At 71.4% G+C, this 16,844-nt stretch carries 11 protein-coding genes and 1 pseudogene; 5 read left to right on the top strand and 7 right to left on the bottom strand.

Going from position 1 to position 16,844, the window contains the following annotated elements; translation table 11 throughout:
• The first annotated feature begins 1,096 nt into the window (after positions 1-1,096).
• The 3 genes from ABZY91_RS37840 (at position 1,097) to ligD (ending at position 4,291) form a co-directional block, all read left to right on the top strand.
• The gene (locus tag ABZY91_RS37840; RefSeq protein ID WP_355408286.1) at positions 1,097-2,584 is read left to right on the top strand and encodes a phage/plasmid primase, P4 family; all 1,488 of its coding nucleotides are present in this window, start codon (positions 1,097-1,099) and stop codon (positions 2,582-2,584) included.
• A gap of 172 nt (positions 2,585-2,756) precedes the next feature.
• Positions 2,757-3,140 (top strand): DUF6009 family protein, encoded by a 384-nt coding sequence (locus ABZY91_RS37835; protein ID WP_355408284.1) that lies wholly within the window; start codon positions 2,757-2,759, stop codon positions 3,138-3,140.
• Positions 3,141-3,409: 269 nt separating this feature from the next.
• Positions 3,410-4,291: a non-homologous end-joining DNA ligase gene (ligD, locus tag ABZY91_RS37830; RefSeq protein ID WP_355408282.1), complete on the top strand. Its 882-nt coding sequence runs from the start codon at positions 3,410-3,412 to the stop codon at positions 4,289-4,291.
• 14 nt (positions 4,292-4,305) lie between these two features.
• On the opposite strand, the gene ABZY91_RS37825 is transcribed toward ligD, so the two are convergent.
• The 4 genes and pseudogenes from ABZY91_RS37825 to dnaE form a co-directional block, all read right to left on the bottom strand.
• Positions 4,306-4,617, bottom strand: coding sequence for a WhiB family transcriptional regulator (locus tag ABZY91_RS37825; protein WP_355408280.1), 312 nt, complete (start codon positions 4,615-4,617; stop codon positions 4,306-4,308).
• 316 nt (positions 4,618-4,933) lie between these two features.
• A pseudogene (gene lexA / locus ABZY91_RS37820) lies at positions 4,934-5,602 on the bottom strand (transcriptional repressor LexA); the annotation flags it as partial.
• 58 nt (positions 5,603-5,660) lie between these two features.
• Positions 5,661-6,725 (bottom strand): helix-hairpin-helix domain-containing protein, encoded by a 1,065-nt coding sequence (locus ABZY91_RS37815; RefSeq protein ID WP_355408278.1) that lies wholly within the window; start codon positions 6,723-6,725, stop codon positions 5,661-5,663.
• 6 nt (positions 6,726-6,731) lie between these two features.
• Positions 6,732-10,121 carry a DNA polymerase III subunit alpha gene (gene dnaE / locus ABZY91_RS37810; RefSeq protein ID WP_355408276.1) on the bottom strand — a complete coding sequence of 1,130 codons (3,390 nt, stop codon included), beginning with the start codon at positions 10,119-10,121 and terminating at the stop codon, positions 6,732-6,734.
• Positions 10,122-10,372: 251 nt separating this feature from the next.
• Here dnaE and ABZY91_RS37805 point away from each other — a divergent pair, with 251 nt between their 5' ends.
• Both ABZY91_RS37805 and ABZY91_RS37800 read left to right on the top strand, forming a co-directional pair.
• Positions 10,373-10,897 (top strand): hypothetical protein, encoded by a 525-nt coding sequence (locus tag ABZY91_RS37805; RefSeq protein ID WP_355408274.1) that lies wholly within the window; start codon positions 10,373-10,375, stop codon positions 10,895-10,897.
• A 193-nt stretch (positions 10,898-11,090) separates the two neighbouring features.
• Positions 11,091-12,887 carry a hypothetical protein gene (locus ABZY91_RS37800; protein ID WP_355408272.1) on the top strand — a complete coding sequence of 599 codons (1,797 nt, stop codon included), beginning with the start codon at positions 11,091-11,093 and terminating at the stop codon, positions 12,885-12,887.
• Positions 12,888-13,062: 175 nt separating this feature from the next.
• Here the strand turns inward: ABZY91_RS37800 and ABZY91_RS37795 are convergent, their stop codons facing one another.
• From ABZY91_RS37795 to ABZY91_RS37785, 3 genes are all read right to left on the bottom strand, one after another.
• Positions 13,063-13,467, bottom strand: coding sequence for a hypothetical protein (locus ABZY91_RS37795; RefSeq protein WP_355408270.1), 405 nt, complete (start codon positions 13,465-13,467; stop codon positions 13,063-13,065).
• 41 nt (positions 13,468-13,508) lie between these two features.
• Complete coding sequence (locus ABZY91_RS37790) at positions 13,509-15,605, bottom strand: hypothetical protein (protein WP_355408268.1); 2,097 nt, start codon at positions 15,603-15,605, stop codon at positions 13,509-13,511.
• Positions 15,606-16,216: 611 nt separating this feature from the next.
• Positions 16,217-16,684, bottom strand: coding sequence for a hypothetical protein (locus ABZY91_RS37785; protein ID WP_355408266.1), 468 nt, complete (start codon positions 16,682-16,684; stop codon positions 16,217-16,219).
• Positions 16,685-16,844 lie beyond the last annotated feature (160 nt).

Here is a 16,844-nt window from a genome sequence, read left to right as displayed (position 1 = left end):
GGACACCGACCGGCGGGATAAACCCACCGAGCGATTCCCAGAACCACCACGGAATCACCCCGGGCCGATGGCCCGCAACCACCCCCGGCAAACCCCCCTGAGAACCCGCCGAGGAAACACCCCGAACACCCACACCCCCGACCAACCCCCGCCCGGCCACCGACCGCCCCGCCGAAAGCCGGGCCACCCCGAACCACCACCACCCAGCCAACAGCCGGGCCGCCAGCCACCCAGCCGGCCTTAACCCCGTGGGGGCCACCTGCAAGACACCCTGCAGTCCATACGGGACCCCACCCCGGGACCGCTGTTACCAGTGACTGAAGCCGTCCAAGGTGATTGAGCTGGATGGGCGGAAACTTCAGTCACTGCAATAAAGCCGCAGGTCAGAAGGGCCTCGGAGTGTCCGACAGTGACTGAAGTGACTGACTTTCGTAGTTATGCCGTGCATGCGTACCTCAGAGGCACGCGTAGGCGCGTGCATACACGCGCGCGCACTAAGGCTGGCAACCTCCCGACTCGGTCACTTCAGTCACTTGCAGCGGGGCAATATGGTTCTGACCTGGGCTTTTGCGAGTGACTAGAGCCCAGTGACTGAAGGCACCGTTCCGTCACGGAGCCCCTGGCGGAAGGGGATAGGCGGATCTCTCCTGATTCAATCCTCAGCGAAGCCTGACCGACATGGTCGTGTTCTGAGCCCCTTCAGTCACTGTCGAGGGCCTGGGGCGGTGAGGGAGGGGACAGGGTGACACGGATGTCGGTAGTGGTGACGCTCAAGTGATAACGACCTAGGAGTAGAGTGCCGCTGGTCCCGTCACTTGAGTCACTGTCACTTCGGGACTAACGGGCTATATCGGACAACTAGGAGGGACTGAAGTGACCGAGTTGAGGGGTATTGGCGACACGACGCGCACTTACGCCTCTAACTTCGGGTCGATCGCTATGCTCAGCGCCGTCACCCGCAGGTTCAGTCACTTCAGTCACTGGCAGACCCTCAGTCCAGCTTCCCCTGAAGTCACTGACCACCCCGAGTAGCACCCGCCTATCCCCAACAATCCCGACAGGAACTCTTTCAGTGCCGAACGCCGCCGCCCAGGAGATGCTGGCCTTCGGCCTGGAGCTGGACGGAGCCCAGCACCCCGCCGAAATGCGGACAGAGCCACTACCGCTGCGTGCCCAGCAGCGCACCAGCACCCAGCCAGGTTCACCACTGCTCCTGCCCGAGTCCCTCTCCGACCTCGGCAACGCCGAGTTGTTCGCACGCACCCACGCCAACGCCTTCCGGCACGTGGAGGGCATCGGCTGGTACGTGTGGCAGGACTACCGTTGGAAGCGCACCGGTGGGGAGAAGGCCGTCATCCGGGCCGCCGGGCGTATGGCGCAGCGAATTCCCGAGAACGACCCCACTGGTCAATTCCCCACCAGGGCGCTGCGCAAGCACCGCACCCGCAGCATGTCGACCCCCGGTATCAAGGCGTTCCTGGTCCAGGCCACCGCAACCGAGGAGCTCAGCCTGGAGCCCGACATGCTCGACGGTGACCCGTACGCGTTGTGCACCCCTGGCGGTGTGGTCGACCTAAGGACCGGTCTCATCCATGCCCCGGATCCGGCAAAGGACCTCCACTCGCGCTCGACCAGCGTCACGCCGGCCCCGATGCCCACTCCCCGATGGGGTCGGTTTCTGGCAGATACCTTCGGCGGTAACGACGATGCCGCGAAGATGGTCAAGTTCCTGCAGCTTCTGCTCGGATACAGCATCACGGGCGACGTCGGCGCCCAGATCCTGCCATTCCTGTACGGGCCCGGGGCCAACGGCAAGTCCGTCCTTCTCGATGTCGCCCAGCAGTTGCTGGGCGACTACGCTGACGCGGCCCCACCGGGCTTCCTGATGGACCGGAAGTTCGAGGAACACTCCACCGAGCTCGCCGACCTGCACGGCCGGCGGATCTTTGTGTGCAGTGAACTCAAGCCCGATGACAAGTGGGACGAAGCCAGGGTCAAGTACCTGACCGGCGGGGACACCATCAAGGCCCGCCGGATGCGCCAGGACTTCTTCACGTTCACCCCCACGCACAAGCTGTGGCTTCTCGGGAACCACAAGCCGGAGGTGTCGACGGGTGGGTTCGCCTTCTGGCGGCGCATCCGGCTGGTCCCGTTCACCAGGGTCGTCCCCCCGGAGCGGAAGATCGACAACCTGGCAGAGTTGCTGGTCCAGGAGGAGGGCCCCGGGATCCTTCAGTGGATGGTTGACGGTGCCATCACCTACCTCGCCACCCGCGACCCCCTCGACGGGCCCGCGAGCGTGCGGCTGGCCACCCAGGCCTACCAGAGCACGGAGGACCACATCGGTCGCTTCCTGCGCGAGTGCTGCAGCCAGGGCGGCGAGGCCATAAAGGTGGAGCAGGGCTCCCTCTACGCTGCCTACCGTGACTGGTGCGCTGGTGAGGAGGGAGTCCGTATCTCCACCGCCCGCGCGTTCGCAGGGCGGATCCGCACCGAGCTCAACATCCCCTCCCCCGATGCGATGCCCCGCTCCAACGGTCGGCGCTACTACCCGGGTCTGGCGCTGCTTCACGACGACGAGTAGGCGGGGCGCCCTGGGGGAAGCCGTACATTCGGACGGCTGCTCGACTCCGGGCCGCGCGCAGGTGCGTCCTACGATATGGGCACGCCCTCGGAACGCGGGTGAGAGGTGCACGTTGCAGCGGACCTGTTCGAACCAGCTTGCGCATCAAGAATCAGGATGAGAGGTAGCGAGGATGAGCTCGCTGATCAACGCCGAAGCGCTGACCGCTGAGGTCAGGCTGCGCTGGTTGGAGGACTGGGATCTGCTCGACTACGTGCGTCAGGCGGTCACCAAGGACCGGCGCCGTGCTGGCCAGCCGCGCTACGGCCGTGCTGGGCGCTTGGTCGGCTGGGCCGACCTTGGCGAGGACGCGGATCGCGATCCCGACACCGGCTTGTACCGCCGCCGGATCTTCTATCTTCTCCCTCACGACCGAGACCAAGAACCCGATGGCCAGTACCGTGTTGGCGCCCCTGGCGAGGCCATCGACCCACGCACCCTCGCTCCTTGCGCGGTAGGCGAGAAGACTGACCGATCCCAACAACGCGCCCTCCTGGCGCACGCAGAGCCTGCGTAGGGAGCAACCCGACCCGAAGTAGAGCGCGCCGCCCTCGCTCAGCCTCAGCGGTATGAAGGCCTCGCCGGCGACCGGCCTCTGAAGCCCACAACTCCTCCGATCCGATCACCGCGTGTTCCCCCAGGGGGTACATGGGGGGTCAAAATGTCGTGAAGTTGCGACATCAATGTCAAAGGGTTCCGACAGATCCTTGAGGTATGGCCATTTCGAGGCAGATCTTGTCTGGGCGGCTGCCGCACATCGAACCCATGCTGGCGACGGCTGGACCGATGCCGACTGACACCAACTGGTGGGCGGAGGTCAAGTGGGACGGGGCCCGTTGCCTTGCCTACAGGGAAGGCGCCGAGGTGCGCCTGGTCGGCCGCCACGGGACGGACTTCACCAACCGATTCCCTGAGGTCGCCGAGGCCCTTGCGGGCATCCCTGTTCCGCTTCTGCTGGACGGCGAGCTGGTCGTGATCCGGGACGGTCGCCCGAGCTTCCACGGGCTCCAGAGCAGGATCCACCGCTCGCGGCCGGCGTCGGTGTGGGCCGGAGTCTCCGCGGCTCCGGCCGTGCTCGTGGTCTTCGACTTGCTGCACACCGACCAGGCGCTGTTCGCCGTGCCCTACGAAGAGCGCCGCAGCCTCCTGGAGAGCCTCACCCTGGACCGCCCGCAGGTTCGGGTCCCACCGGCCTGGACGTCGGTGGCCGAGGCCTTCGCCTGGACCCGCGACCAGCAGCTCGAAGGCGTCATCGCGAAACGAGCCGGCTCGCCGTACCGGGCCGGTACCCGCTCCCGGGACTGGGTGAAGCACAAGCACCTCCAGGTGGCCGATGTCGTGATCGGCGGCTGGGTCCCCGGCGGGCGCAGCGGGAAGTCGGTGCGCGCGGTCCTGGTCGGCGTGCCCGAGGACGAGGGCGGCCAGCTGCTGTTCGTGGGCGCGGTCGGGACGGGCTTCGCGGACGCCGAGCGGCGCGGCCTGGGTGCCGCGTTGCACCGGCTCGCCGCGCCGCGCAGCCCGTTCGCCGGCGTCTCCGGAGGGCCGGGCGTGTCGGCTGGCATCGAGGTCCGGTTCGTCGTTCCCCGTCTCCGTGCCGAGGTGCGGTTCCTGGAGCTCACCCCTGCCGGGCGTCTGCGGCAGCCGGTCTGGCGTGGCCTGCGGGACTGACCACGCCGCTGGGTTCAGGCGGCCGGCTGGTCCTGTTCCCTGGACCCGCGGTCGTGCCGCGTCCGGGCGGCCTCCAGGAGGTCGCGCCACGAGCCGACGGTCGGGCGGCGCCGCAGCAGGGCGCGCCGTTCCCTCTCGGTCATGCCGCCCCAGACGCCGAACTCGATCCGGTTGTCCAGGGCGTGGGCCAGGCACTCGGTCCGGACCGGGCAGCCGGTGCAGGTGATCTTGGCGCGGCTCTGTGCCGGGTGGTCGACGAACATCTCGTCCGGATCGGTGGTGCGGCAGGCGGCCGCGTCTCGCCAGTCGTCGCGGTCCTGTGGCACTGGGCCCTCCCCCGTGCGGTGCTGGGCTCAATGTAAACGATCTGATCGAGGCGGTGAGGTTATTTCCCGCTGAAATGTCGTTTATTGCAGCTTTGATATTCTCGCTCACGGTCTCCTCTAGGGGTTTATCATGACCGGTTCTATTTGTTTTCTGTTTCGGTTGTGTGGCCGAGGAGGTCATGGTTGCAGGTTGGCGTGGAGGTGGAGGGCTGATCATCGGATGATCGTCTCTCGGCGCGTAAGCTTGCGGGTGACACCTGACGTGTCATGGCAAAGCCTGCCGTGAAGAATGCATCGAATCCTCGGATCGGACTCGTTACAGGCTGCGGAGTACGGCGACGACCCGTCCGAGGATGGTCGCCTGAGCAGCCGACAGAGGCTCGTAGGCCGGGTTGGCCGGCATCAGCCAGGCGGTGCCGTCGCGGTGGCGCAGGCGCTTGACCGTGGCCTCGCCGTCGATCATGGCGGCCACGATCTGGCCGTTCTCGGCGGTCGGTTGGCGGCGGACGGTGACCCAGTCGCCGTCGCAGATTCCGGCCTCGATCATGGAGTCGCCCCTGACGGTGAGCGCGAAGAGCTCCCCGTCGCCGACGAGTCGGCGGGGCAGGGGGAAGACGTCCTCGACGGTCTGCTCGGCGAGGATCGGGCCGCCGGCGGCGATGCGGCCGACCAGGGGGACGTACGAGGTGGGCGGCTGCCCGTCGGTCTGGAACGTGGGCGGCTCGCCGGCGTGTGGGTTCGTCAGCGCGTAGGCGCGGGGGCGGTGGGGGTCGCGTCGGACGACGTGCATGGACTCAAGGCGCTGGATGACGTGGGAGACGGAGGAGGTCGAGCTGAGTCCCACCGCCCTGCCGATCTCCCTCATCGAGGGCGGGTAGCCGCGGGCCTGGGTGATGTCTCGGATGGCCGTCACGACCTGGCGCTGGCGGTCGGTGAGGCCGTCGGTGCCGATCCGGGTGCCGGGCGGGCGGCCGGCGCGGGCGGGGGCGGTGTCCTCCGGCACGGCGGTGTCCTCTCCTCGGGGATCTTGGTGGACTGGCACTTTACGCCCGCCTGGGGCGGTGGTCTACGAACTTTCCGTGACCTCCACTGCCCTGGCCACCTGCGCCGATGGCCCGGCGGGAGGCGGCGGTGGCGAGCGCGGCCGGGGCGATGGCGCCGCGGCCGAAGCGGGCGGTGGCGCGGTCGATGACCGGCTCCAGGGCCCGGGCGCTCTCGGTGGGGCGGTCGAAGGTCAGCTGGACCGCTGCGGTGGCCTGCTCGCGGAGGTCGCCGGCGCGGGCGGTGACGGCACGGACCCGGGCCCGCTGGAGGCCGAGCCGGGAGTGCAGGGCGTAGAGGGCGTCGCGCAGGGCTGGGCTGTGGCCGGTCGCCTCGGGCATGACCCGGGAGCGGGTGGTGTGGGAGCGGTCGGCGAAGGTGACCTGGAGCTCGACGGCTCGGGCGCTTTGGCCGGCGGCCCGGAGCCGGGCGCCGAGGTCGGTGGCGAGGTGGAGGAGCGCGCGGCGGACTTCGTCGGGGTTGAGGACGTCGTGGTCGAAGCGGGTGGTGGAGGCGATGGTCTGGGGCGGGCCGGAGGGTGTGACGGTGCGCCGGTCGGTGCCTTGTGCGCGTTCGAGGAGCAGGCGGGCGGTGGTGGCGCCGGCGATGCGCTGCACGGTGGCCGGTGGCAGGGCGGCGAGGTCGCCGATGGTGCTGATGCCGTAGCGGCTCAATTTCTTCTCCAGGGTGGGCCCGATGCCGGGCAGGCGGCGGGCGTCCTGGCGGTGGAGGAAGTCGAGCTGCTGCTCGGGGTCGTCGGGCAGGACGTGGACGGTGCCGGGGGTGGCGGTGTCTGCGGCGATGGTGGCGAGCAGGCGGGTGGGGCCGATGCCGCCCGTGGTGGCCAGGCCGTAGCGGGCGGCCAGGCGGGTCTGGAGGAGGTCGGCGAGGTCGGCCGGGGGGAGGCCGAAGTATCGGACGGCTCCGGAGAGCTGGAGGAGTGCACGGTCGGGGGGCAGGGCCTGGACGACGGGGGTGATGTCGCCGAGGACGGTGAACAGGGAACGGTAGGTCTCGAACGGCGCTCGGTGCAGGCGCAGGTGCAGGACGGTGGCTGCGGTGGTCATCGTGCTTCACCCCGCCGATCCGCTGGAGGCGTGCCAGAGCCGTCCGGCGCCGCCGCTTCCGGGCCGGCCGGGACGGCGGGGCTCCTGGCCGTCTTCGGGGGTGGGGGCTGCGAGCAGGTCGCGCACCGCGCGGGTGCCGCCTTCGGTCCGGGCGCGGGCGAGCTCGGTGAGGTCCCAGGCCCGGGCGCCGATGATCGAGAGGGATCGTCCGCGTCGCTGGAGCTGGCCTCGGGCAACGATCAGCCAGCTGTGGAACAGGGTGTGCGCGACGGCGGCGTGGGTGTCGTCGAAGAAGGTGAGGTCGATCGGCTGCCCGCCGGCGCCGTCGTCGAGCGTCACGAAGATCGTCCGGCGGCCGGAGCGCATCGGCGGTGTCTGGGAGGCCACCTTGGCGCCCGCGACCAGTACGGTCTCCCCCGGTTCGATGTCGCGCAGCCCGGTGGAGGGGGTGACGCCGAGCTCGGCGAGCAGCGCGTGGTGGTCGGACATGAGGTGGCGGGAGGCGTCCATGCCGGTCACCTCCAGCTCGGCGTTCAGCTGCTCGGCGGAGGTCATCTCCGGCAGGCCGGTGACGGTGTCGGGTCCGGACGCGGATGCGGGCAGGGTGAGCTGGCCGGTGGTCGCGGCGGCGCGCTGGCGGGCGTGCAGCTCGTCCAGGAGCAGCAGCAGGTCCCGGCGGCCGGCGCCGCCGGTGACGGTGTCGAGGGCGCCGATCCGGGCCAGGCGCTGCGCGGTCGGCAGGCTCGGGCGGGCGCGCTCCCAGAAGTCCTCGATCCCGGTGAACGGGCGGGCGGCGGTGATGCGCTCGACCTCGGCGTCGGTGGTCCCCTTCACCGATGCCAGGGCGAGGCGCAGGCCTTCGCCGCCGTCGACGAGCTCGGTGGTGTAGCCGGCGGCGGAGCGGGCGACGTCGACGGGCAGGATCGCGACGCCGCGGCGACGGGCGTCGGCGAGGACCAGGCGCAGCGGGTACATGCCGGGGTCGGCCTGGAGCAGGCCGGCGTAGAACGCGGGCGCGTGGTGGGTCTTGAGCCAGGCGGACTGCAGGACGGGCAGGGCGAACGCGGTCGCGTGCGCTGCGGCGAACCCGTAGTTCCCCATCCCGAGCAGTTGGGTCCAGCAGGTGTCGATGACGGCGCGGTCGTAGCCGGCGGAGGCCGCGCGGGTGCGGAACCAGGCCTCCAGGGCGGGGAGGCGGTCGGCCTTGCCGAGGGCTCGGCGGGCCTCCTCCCCCATCGCCAGGTCCGACCTGGTCAAGATCGCGAAGCACTTCGCGATCTGCTCGTTGAACACGAGGACGCCGCCGGTGGACTGAAGCACGGGGATCAGGTCGGGGTGGGGGTAGCGGGGACGGCGGCCGCGGCGGACCTCCAGCCACGGCTTGACCATGTCGGCGGACAGCGGGCCGGGCCGGAACATCGCGATCTGGGTGACCAGGTCCTGGAAGGACTTGGGCTGGGATCTGCCCAACAGGTCCCTCTGACCTGGGCTTTCGACCTGGAAGACGCCCAACGACTCGCCCTCACACAGGAGTTGGTAGGAGGCTTCGTCGGTGAGCGGGACCTGCTCGCGGTCGTCCAGGTCGACCTTCTCGCCGGTGGTGCGCTCGATCTCGGCGACGGCGTACGCCATCGCCGACTGGATGCGCACGCCCAGGATGTCCAACTTCAGGAGCCCGAGGTCCTCGACGTCCTCTTTGTCGTACTGGCTCATGGGGAGGTGCTCGCCGGCGGTGGGCATCACCGGCGTGCGGGCCAGCAGGGTGTGGTCGGACAGCAGGACACCGCACGGGTGCATCGCGATCCCCCGCGGAAGCGCGTCCAGGCCCTCGACCAGGTCCCACAGCCGCCCGTACCGATCGGCGTGCTCGGCGACGTGGCGCAGCTCGGGTAGCTCGGCCATCGCGGTGCGGACGTCGCGTGCCCGGACGTGCGGGAAGGATTTGGCGAGGCGGTCGACCTCGGCCGGGTCGATGCCCATGGCGAGGCCCGCGTCGCGGATCGCCCAGCGCACCCGGTAGGTCTCGGGCATCGACACGGTGGCGACGCGCTCGGGCCCGAACCGCTCCAGGACCGCCCTGTAGCAGTCGATCCGGCGTTCGGACTCCACATCGACGTCGATGTCCGGCAGCGAGGTGCGCCGGTAGGACAAAAAGCGCTCCATGATCAGGTCGTGGTCGAGCGGCATCGCCACCGCGATGCCGAGCAGGTGCACCACCAGCGAGCCGGCCGCCGAGCCGCGCGCCGCGACCCGGATGCCCATCTCCTTGATGTCGGCGACGACCCCGGCGACGGTGAGGAAGAAGGTCGGCCAGCCGAGCGCCGAGACGAGCTCCAGTTCCTCGGCCAGGCGTTGGACGGCGTCGGGGCGCCGGTCGTAGCCGCGGCGGACCATCTCCGTCTCGCAGCGCTCGCGCAGCACCCGCGCCGAGGTCCCCGGGGCCAGGCCGAGCCGGTCCTCCTCCGGGAAGTGGACCCGGCCGATCCCGAGGTCGGAGGCGGGGTCGAGCCGGCACTCGGCCGCGGTGCGGGCGGTCACCGCGAGCAGCCGCTGGGCGCCGGAGGGTCCCTGGCCGGCGGCCTGCGCGACCTCGTCGGCGAGTTCCGCCATGTCGGCCGGGCTCTTCAGCCACCGCTCGCCGTTGCACACCGCGCCGCGCTGGACGGGGCGCAGCAGGCGGGCGGAGTCCAGAACGTCGGCGATGGGGCCCTGGCCGGGGTCGGCGTAGCGCGCGGCGTTGGTGAGTACCGGGAGGAGGTCGAGGTCGGCGGCGAGGCCGATGGTGCGGGCGGCCAGGCGCAGCGAGCCGGGTCCGGTGCCGGTGCGGCGGTGGTTGACGGCTTCCAGGCGCAGGTGGGGGCCGAACCAGGTCCGCCACGGGGTGAGGAGGTCGGTGGCGCGGTCGGGGCGGCCGGCGGCGAGGGCGCGCACGGGCTCGGATCCGGGGCCGAGCAGGGCGGTGAGGCCTTCGGTGTGGGCGGCGAGGACTTCCAGCGGGACGACGGGCTGGCCGCCGCCTCGCTCGGCCCGGACCGCCCAGGCGGCGGTGATCAGCGTGCACAGATTGGCCCAGCCGGTGCGGTCGCGGGCCAGCAGGGTGATCCGCGGGGCCGTCTCGTCGACGAAGGCGCCTCCCCTGGCCGGGGAGCGGCGCTTCTCGGTGGGCCGGTCGGGCTGCTCGACCAGGGCGACGGCCAGGTCGGCGCCGAACAGCGGCCGAACCCCGGCGGCGGCGCAGGCCTTCGCGTGCCGGACGGTGCCGGAGACGGTGTCCCGGTCGGTCAGCGCCAGCTCGGTGATGCCGCGCTCGGCGGCCCGCTCGGCGAGCGCGGCGGGCAGGGACGCGCCGTAGCGCACCGAGTAGCCCGAGGCGGTGTGCAGATGGGCCGTGAGCACCCTGCATCACCTCCTGTCCGGTCCGGTCCCCCTTCGTGTCGTCGATCCCGGCTCCCCTCCGGCTCCCATATTCGATACTACGTTCGATTAAGACCGCAAGCCGCATTACCGCAGGTGGGCGATGTGGAACAGTGCGTGCTGTTCTGCGGAACCGGCGACCGGCCGGGGCGTCCCCGCGCGTCGGCAGCCGAGGCCGAGGCCGGGGCCGGGTCCGTCAGCGTAGGGGCGGGCGGAGGCCCTACGGTGAGGCCATGCAACTCGGTGACCTCGAAGGCCTGATGGTGCGCCGTCGGGCCGGACTCGGCCTCGGTGACTTCCTGGCCGACCCCATGATCGCCCCACTCCGGTGGCCCGACGACGTCGTCGAGCAATGGCTCTACGACCACGGCGACAACGGAAGCTTCCAGCGCGACTACGGGCACATCGACCTGGCCGGGATCCTCTGGAGTCTCGAAGCCGTCACCGCTGCGGAGCTGAGCGAGATGCCGACCGGAGCGTCCGACGACGGCTGCATCGAGGAGTACGCCGCCGACCCGGACCACTGGGTCGCCGTCCGGCAGTTCGGCATCCACGAGGGCGTCGCGCGCCAATGGGCGGAACTGGGGACCTGGAAGCGCCCGCCGGTCCTCCTCGACCGCAGGCTGGTCACCCTGGCGGGCACCGGTCTGCAGGTCGTGGAGGGGCGGACCCGGGTCGGTGTGCTGAGAGGGCGCCGCCGCCAGGGATCACTCGTCGCGGCGCAGCACCAGGCCTGGGTCGGGCGCCCCAGGCCCTGACCGCGCCGCCCTGGCCGGCATTCCCCGATACGGTGTCCGCGGCAGACCGGCGGCGCGCGTACCGCACGGTGACCTCCAGTCGGCACGACCCGCGAGACTGGTTCGTCTCCGCCGGGAGGAACCGGGCGGAGAGTCGATCCCGGTGGTGAGCGTTCCTCGCCTAGCGTCGCGGGCGGAGCAGGAAGGGAATTGTGTGGAGGGCATCGAAGAGTTCGGGCTGGACATGAGTGGCCTCCTCGCGGAGATGGCCGCCCTGTACGCCCGCGAAGACGGTGACAGCGGTCCGGCGCTGATGCCGCTCGGAGGCATCGGACGGCAGGAAGGCGAGCGGGTCGTGGACCTGGACACCCCTCTGCTGGGCTATGCCACCCGGGAGATCCGCGACCTGCTCAAGCGCGGCAACCCGTACGGGCTCGGCGTCCGCGACGCTCAGCGCGCCGTCCACCTCGACCGCGACCGGAGCCTGGCACTGCTGGCCACCGCCGTCGAAGCCGGCTACCTGACCGCTCCCGAAGACCTCCACGAACCCCAGCACTGCTACAACTGCCGCACCGACGACTGCGAGTACCACGACCACCGGACCTGGAAGCTGACCCCCGCCGGCCGGAGCCTGGCCCACGCCTCCGGCCGCAAGTCGTCCACCCGCAAGAACGCCGACGCGCTGGTCGCGAAGGTGGTCAAGGCGGCCCAGACGATCAACGACGCCCCCGACGCGACGCTGTGGTGGGTCAAGGAGATCCGCGCGGTCGGCAAGTACGCCGAAGACGGCCAGGAGCAACTGCTCCACGTCGATCTCGCCGTGGACCTGCGCCAGCGCCTGGACGACCCCGCCGAGCAGCGCAAGGCGGAGCAGCGCCTGCGCGATGCCGCCCGGGACCGCGGTGAGCGCGAGCGGGTGTGGGACATGGCCGGATACGGCCACTGGCGCACCCGGCTCGCGCTCACCGGGCGCAGCAAGGTCGTCAGGCTGTTCCGCCCGGCCGAGGGCCTCGACGGGCCGGTGCTCTTCCGCGAGGAGCGGAATCTCACCGTCCCTGCGGTACCGAGCGCGCCCTATCGGCGGCCGCCGGAGGCGCCCGCGGAGGGCTGCTCGTGGTGCGGCCGGGCGGCGCCGTCAGCGCGGGTCGCCCAACGCGGCTCCGCTCTGGCTTCCTCCCCTGTCGCGCTGTGCGAGCAGTGCCTGTCCCTGGGCTGGACCGATGACCTCCAGTACCAGGGATCGGCGCAGGTGTGGGCGTGGCCCGTCGTCCGCGATCTGCGCGGGTCGCTGCCGCAGTCGCCCTTCCACGAGACGGGGTGCGCGCTGTGCGGGCGCGAGGACGCGGTGGAGCAGCAGTGGTGGCCCGGTGACGACCGGGACGGGTCCGGCGGAGACGGGCGGGAGCCCATCGTGCTGAGGCTCTGCGACGTCTGCCCGGGCCTGCTGGAACTGGTCGACGCCCCCGGACGCGAGGGCTGGTGGTGCGTCCGCCACCAGGCCGCATGCCTGACCGGAATGCATGCCCTGCTGCGCCGCCGCGCCGGAGTCGAGGAGGTCCCCGCTGCCAGGAAGGCCCGCAAGGCGCCGAGGCTGACCCCGCTGCACCGGGATGTGTTGGCCCGGCTGGGCGAGCACGGGGCGCTGTCGGCCTGGGATCTGGCCCGGGCGCCCTTCAGCCAGGACCACCAGGACTACCGCTGGTGGCAGGTGCGGCTGATCCACCTGTTCGACCACTGTCTCATCACCTCCGTCCGCAACGGGACCGCGGAGAATCGGGAGCTCGTGCGGGCCACCAGCGAGGTGGAGCGGGACCTGGCCGTCCGACTTGGGGCTCTGCACAGGCCGGGGCCGGTCTGGGACGGGGAGCGGGTGGTCGAGCCCGCGCCGCCGGCGGGCTGGGCCGAGCTCCGCGACCAGGCCGAGCAGGCGGCCGCAGTGCTGGATCAAGAGGCGCTGCAGCGACGCGAGGAGCACCCCGTGCCCGAGGCTGTCCGCGGCCGCTGGGGGTAGCAGGCGGGCGCGTCGTGGTCGCCGCGCAGGGCCCCGACCCCGACGAACTCGACGGGTACAGCAGGCTGGCCACCGCGCGGTTGCTCGGGCTCGGGCCCTTCGAGAGTGGGCGCTGACCCGCCGCGGCGCAGCCCCTGGTGCGCGGGCTCTGCTACCCGGGCCCGCGCACCGGCGGTCAGACCGTGTGCCCGCCCACGAGGGCGGGCCAGGCACCGGAGGGCGGCCACGTGCGGTGCGGCATACGGCTCCGCAGGTTCAGGGCGTCCGCGGCCCAGCCTTCCGCTGCCTCCAGTGCGGGACCGGTGATCCGGTCGTCCGCCTCCGCGACGAAGACCCGGTCGAAGACCTGCCGCTTCCACGGCTCGGTCCGGTGCTGGGCGATCCGCCCGGTGACACCCAGGGCGCCGGCCGCCTTGCCCAGCCAGACGATGCGCCCCCGGACGTCCGTCACGAGGTACAGGCCCGGGAAGAACGCGGTGACGCGGTCGGCACGCGACCAGAACGGGGTGCCGACGCTGAACCCGCCCAGGGCGCGGGCCAGCATCGGGACGTGAACGCGCTGGAGGAGCGGACCGGACACGGGCGTCTCCAGGGATGACCTCGGCCCCGGCAGGACGGTGCTCACCGAGAGCCCTCCGTTCCGTAAGCGAAGTCGTCGGCGGTTCCGCGGTTGCCCGTCGCCCCGGTCGTCCGGTCCCGCAGGTTCCGCACGTGCTCGACGGCCTTCTTCAGGTCCCCACCGAGGTCGTCCAGCTGCTCCATCCAGCCGTACCGCTCCGCCGTCGACATCTCCCTGTCCGGCCCGACCAGTGCCTCCATCGCCGCGAAGTGACCGACCAGGGGGGTCACCGCGCCCCGGGCCGCGTCCACAACGGTCTGGGTCTTCTGGAGGCGGTCCGCCCACTGCTCGCTGGGCGACGCTTCGGACACGGTGCCGGAGTCGACGCCGGGGGTGTCGTCGCCGCTCAACTCCTGCCAGCGCTCCCAGAACCAGTCCGAGTCGGCCGTCTTCTCGGCGTCAAACTCGCCGCCGTCCACACGGCGGACACGGCCGTCGGGGGCCGACTGCGGCACCACCTCGCGTCCCGCGCGCAGCTGGATCACCCGCGCGAACGCCTCGATCGCCTCGACGAACAGCAGGACGCCGTCCTCGCTCTGCGCTGCGATGCCGAGCTTGACGGCAGCCGAGCGCCGGTCGCCGCTGGAGCCGTACGGTCCGAGGAACACCTTCCCGTTGACCAGCCCCGGCACGGCCAGGTGACCCAGGTCGGCGCGGGCCTCGGTACGGGCCAGGCTCGATGCGGAGCCGGTCGCCGCGACGATCAGCTCGTCCACGGACAGCCCGGTGGTGATAACGCCCTTCGGCACGGCGGTGCGGCCCGGATTGTCCATGGCGGCGGACGGCAGGGCGACGCCGCCGACCGCCACGGTGAGCAGCGCACTGCGGATGTCGCCCCGGGTCTTCGCGTGCTTCTCCCTCAGCAGGGACGGCGAGGGCTCGACGAGGACCTTCGTCGTCCGGCGCAGCGCCCGCTTCTCGCTGGGGTAGACCACCCGGTCGACCAGGCGGACCAGCTCGGCCACGGCTTCGCGGGGGTTCTCGTGCAGCTCGGCGGCGGGTGCGGCGCCGGTGAGCACGGCGTGCTGCAGGTCGGTGATCGCGTCGTCGTTGTAGGCCTGGTCGACCAGCTTGCGGGCCGCGGCCATCGCCTGGTTGGTGTCGGTGAAGTCGAGGGGGCCGCGCAGGTGGGTGCGCAGGTTGGTCGAGGCCAGGGCCGCGTCGAAGTCCGGGCGGGCGGCCGCCTTCGGGACGAAACCGATCACGAACGCGGCGTCGGTGACGGCGACCTGCCGTGCGTCCGCGGCCCGCCGGGCCCAGCGCTGCGCCTCCCTGGCCTCTTCTGCCGCCCGCAGGTCGTCGGTCGGGATCTCGATGTCGTCGGGATCGAGCTCGGAGTGCTTGTTGAGCTGGGCGGTGTAGCGGTCGCGCCAGTCGGCGGGGCTGCGCCAGCGCAGGCCTTCGGGTCCGCCGAGCGCGGCCTGGGCGAGGCCGAGCAGACCGACGGCGGGCTGGATTCCGAACAGGTCGTGCCGGTGCCTGGTCCGGTTCGACCCGGCCGTGGCGCTGATGGTGTCCCACACCTGGTCGCCGACGCGGTAGCGCACCAGGTGGTAGGTCGCCCGCTCGGACTGGCCGGAGACCGCCAGGTCCTCCTTCAGGTCGTACTTGCGCGCGGTCTCCGCTGCGGTCAGCCGTCCCTCGACGAAGGTGAGGTGGTCCTGCATTGCCTTCTCCGAGTCGAACTCGGCCTCCATGACGGCCGGCTGCTCGGTGCCCTCGGCCTTGGCCGGGGTGACCTTCGGGGTGGGCACAGCGGAGCTGGCCGCGACGTCGAAGCTGAACCGGATGTTGAACTGGTTGATCGCTCCGGCGAGGCCGGGCTGCTTGGCCACCAGTTGGTAGAGGACGCCGTACTCGGTCTCGACCTTCTGGACGGCCTGGTCCTTGAGGCCGGTGCCGACCATGCCGCTGCCGCGGCCTGTGGTGGTGATCAGGGGCTTGATGTTGATGACCTCGGTGGCGAGGCGCTGTAGCGCGCTTTCGTCGAGGGTGCACCTGGTGTCGGCAAGGCCGGCTTGGACGAAGCGGGCGCGCCACTCGGGCTCGTCGAGGTAGGGAAACGGTCCGGACGGACGGTTGGGATGACGCGGCGACATGCCGCACCTCTGCTCTCATGGCGTGGGGGGGGGACGGCCGCTCCCGCTGCTGTCCCCGAACCGATCGGGACGGAGTGGGTCCGCCTTCCGCGTAGGCAGAGGTGGGTGGCCGCCGACGTACCGCCTCCCCGCGACTTCGGGGCACTGGGCCGGTTCGACCACCTTGGACAGTTCGCCATCGCCCAGGCCACCACAGGCTCCTCGGGGGGAACAGCGGTATTGGCCACCCCGGGCCGGATCAGCCGAGCGGGGCTGGCGACGGGTCACCGACATCGGTGCGCTCCTTCGGGCACCCTATGGCCCACATATGTTGACTGTCCGACGATCCGGAAATTCGGCGGCCCGAGTCGGGCACTTCGCACACCTGCCGCGAGGCCGGCGCTGTGATGCCCGCAAGGCCCGGCTCCAGAGCATCACCCAGCGGCCGGTCCGGATTCCCACGTTGTCAGGTCGACGACGCGGGTGTCGGCCGGGGCTTGGTCGGCGACGGCCCGCCGTTCGGAAATGCCTGCGGTCCGAACCACCAGCCCGACCAGCTCATCGCGGTCGGACTTGCGCGCCCTGCCGCGACCGTGGAGGCGCCACCCTGCCATGAGCGGCGGACCGCTGGTTCAGCTGACAGCACCCGACGGTGGCGGGATCGCGCGCCGGACGAGGACGGCTGTGTCCGCCGCGTTCAGCCGGATCCCCCCGTGCCCGATGACCAGGCAGTAGCAGATGAGCCAGTGCATGAACGCGGGCCGGCGCAGCGCCGCGGGAGCTTCGTGCCACAACTGGGCGACGGCCTCGGTGCCCTTCTCCCAGTGGGCGAGCCGCATCGACAGGACCAGGGCGACGTCGGGCTGGGCGGTCCTGGCGGTGTGGCGCAGCCGGTCGGCGGCTTCGTGGGGTGGCAGCCCGTAGGCGGGCCGGGCGGCCAAGGGGGCGAACAGCAGTTGGACACCGCCCCACGTGGCCTCGGGGCCTCGCTGTTCCAGCTCTGCGACCAGCCAGTGTCCAGCGGCCGGGCTGGCGGTGGCCACCGTGTCCTCAATGGCGGTCGAGACGAGGTCCTGGAGAGAGAGGTCGGAGCTGCTCATCCTGGGACCGTACCTGGCCGTTACCCCATGTCCGCGCGCGCGGCGGGGGGGGGGGGGGGGGGCCCCCCCCCCCCCCCCGCCCCCCCCCCGGCGGGGGGGGAAAGAGGGGCCGACAACACCCCGCCCCCACCCCCCCCCCCCGGGGCAGCGCCGGGGGGCC

This window comes from Kitasatospora sp. NPDC002965, from assembly GCF_040611255.1.
GTDB lineage: Bacteria > Actinomycetota > Actinomycetes > Streptomycetales > Streptomycetaceae > Kitasatospora.
The sequence above is the reverse complement of the archived record's forward strand: the minus strand, read 5'-3'. Positions and strand labels throughout refer to the sequence as shown.

What these genes read in the sequence shown, in the direction of transcription:
- ABZY91_RS37815 (WP_355408278.1), bottom strand. Translation starts at nt 6,725, where the DNA reads ATGACCACCGCAGCCACCGTCCTGCACCTGCGCCTGCACCGAGCGCCG.
- ABZY91_RS37805 (WP_355408274.1), top strand. Translation starts at nt 10,373, where the DNA reads ATGCAACTCGGTGACCTCGAAGGCCTGATGGTGCGCCGTCGGGCCGGA.
- ABZY91_RS37790 (WP_355408268.1), bottom strand. Translation starts at nt 15,605, where the DNA reads ATGTCGCCGCGTCATCCCAACCGTCCGTCCGGACCGTTTCCCTACCTC.
- ABZY91_RS37835 (WP_355408284.1), top strand. Translation starts at nt 2,757, where the DNA reads ATGAGCTCGCTGATCAACGCCGAAGCGCTGACCGCTGAGGTCAGGCTG.
- ABZY91_RS37785 (WP_355408266.1), bottom strand. Translation starts at nt 16,684, where the DNA reads ATGAGCAGCTCCGACCTCTCTCTCCAGGACCTCGTCTCGACCGCCATT.
- ABZY91_RS37840 (WP_355408286.1), top strand. Translation starts at nt 1,097, where the DNA reads ATGCTGGCCTTCGGCCTGGAGCTGGACGGAGCCCAGCACCCCGCCGAA.
- ligD (WP_355408282.1), top strand. Translation starts at nt 3,410, where the DNA reads ATGCCGACTGACACCAACTGGTGGGCGGAGGTCAAGTGGGACGGGGCC.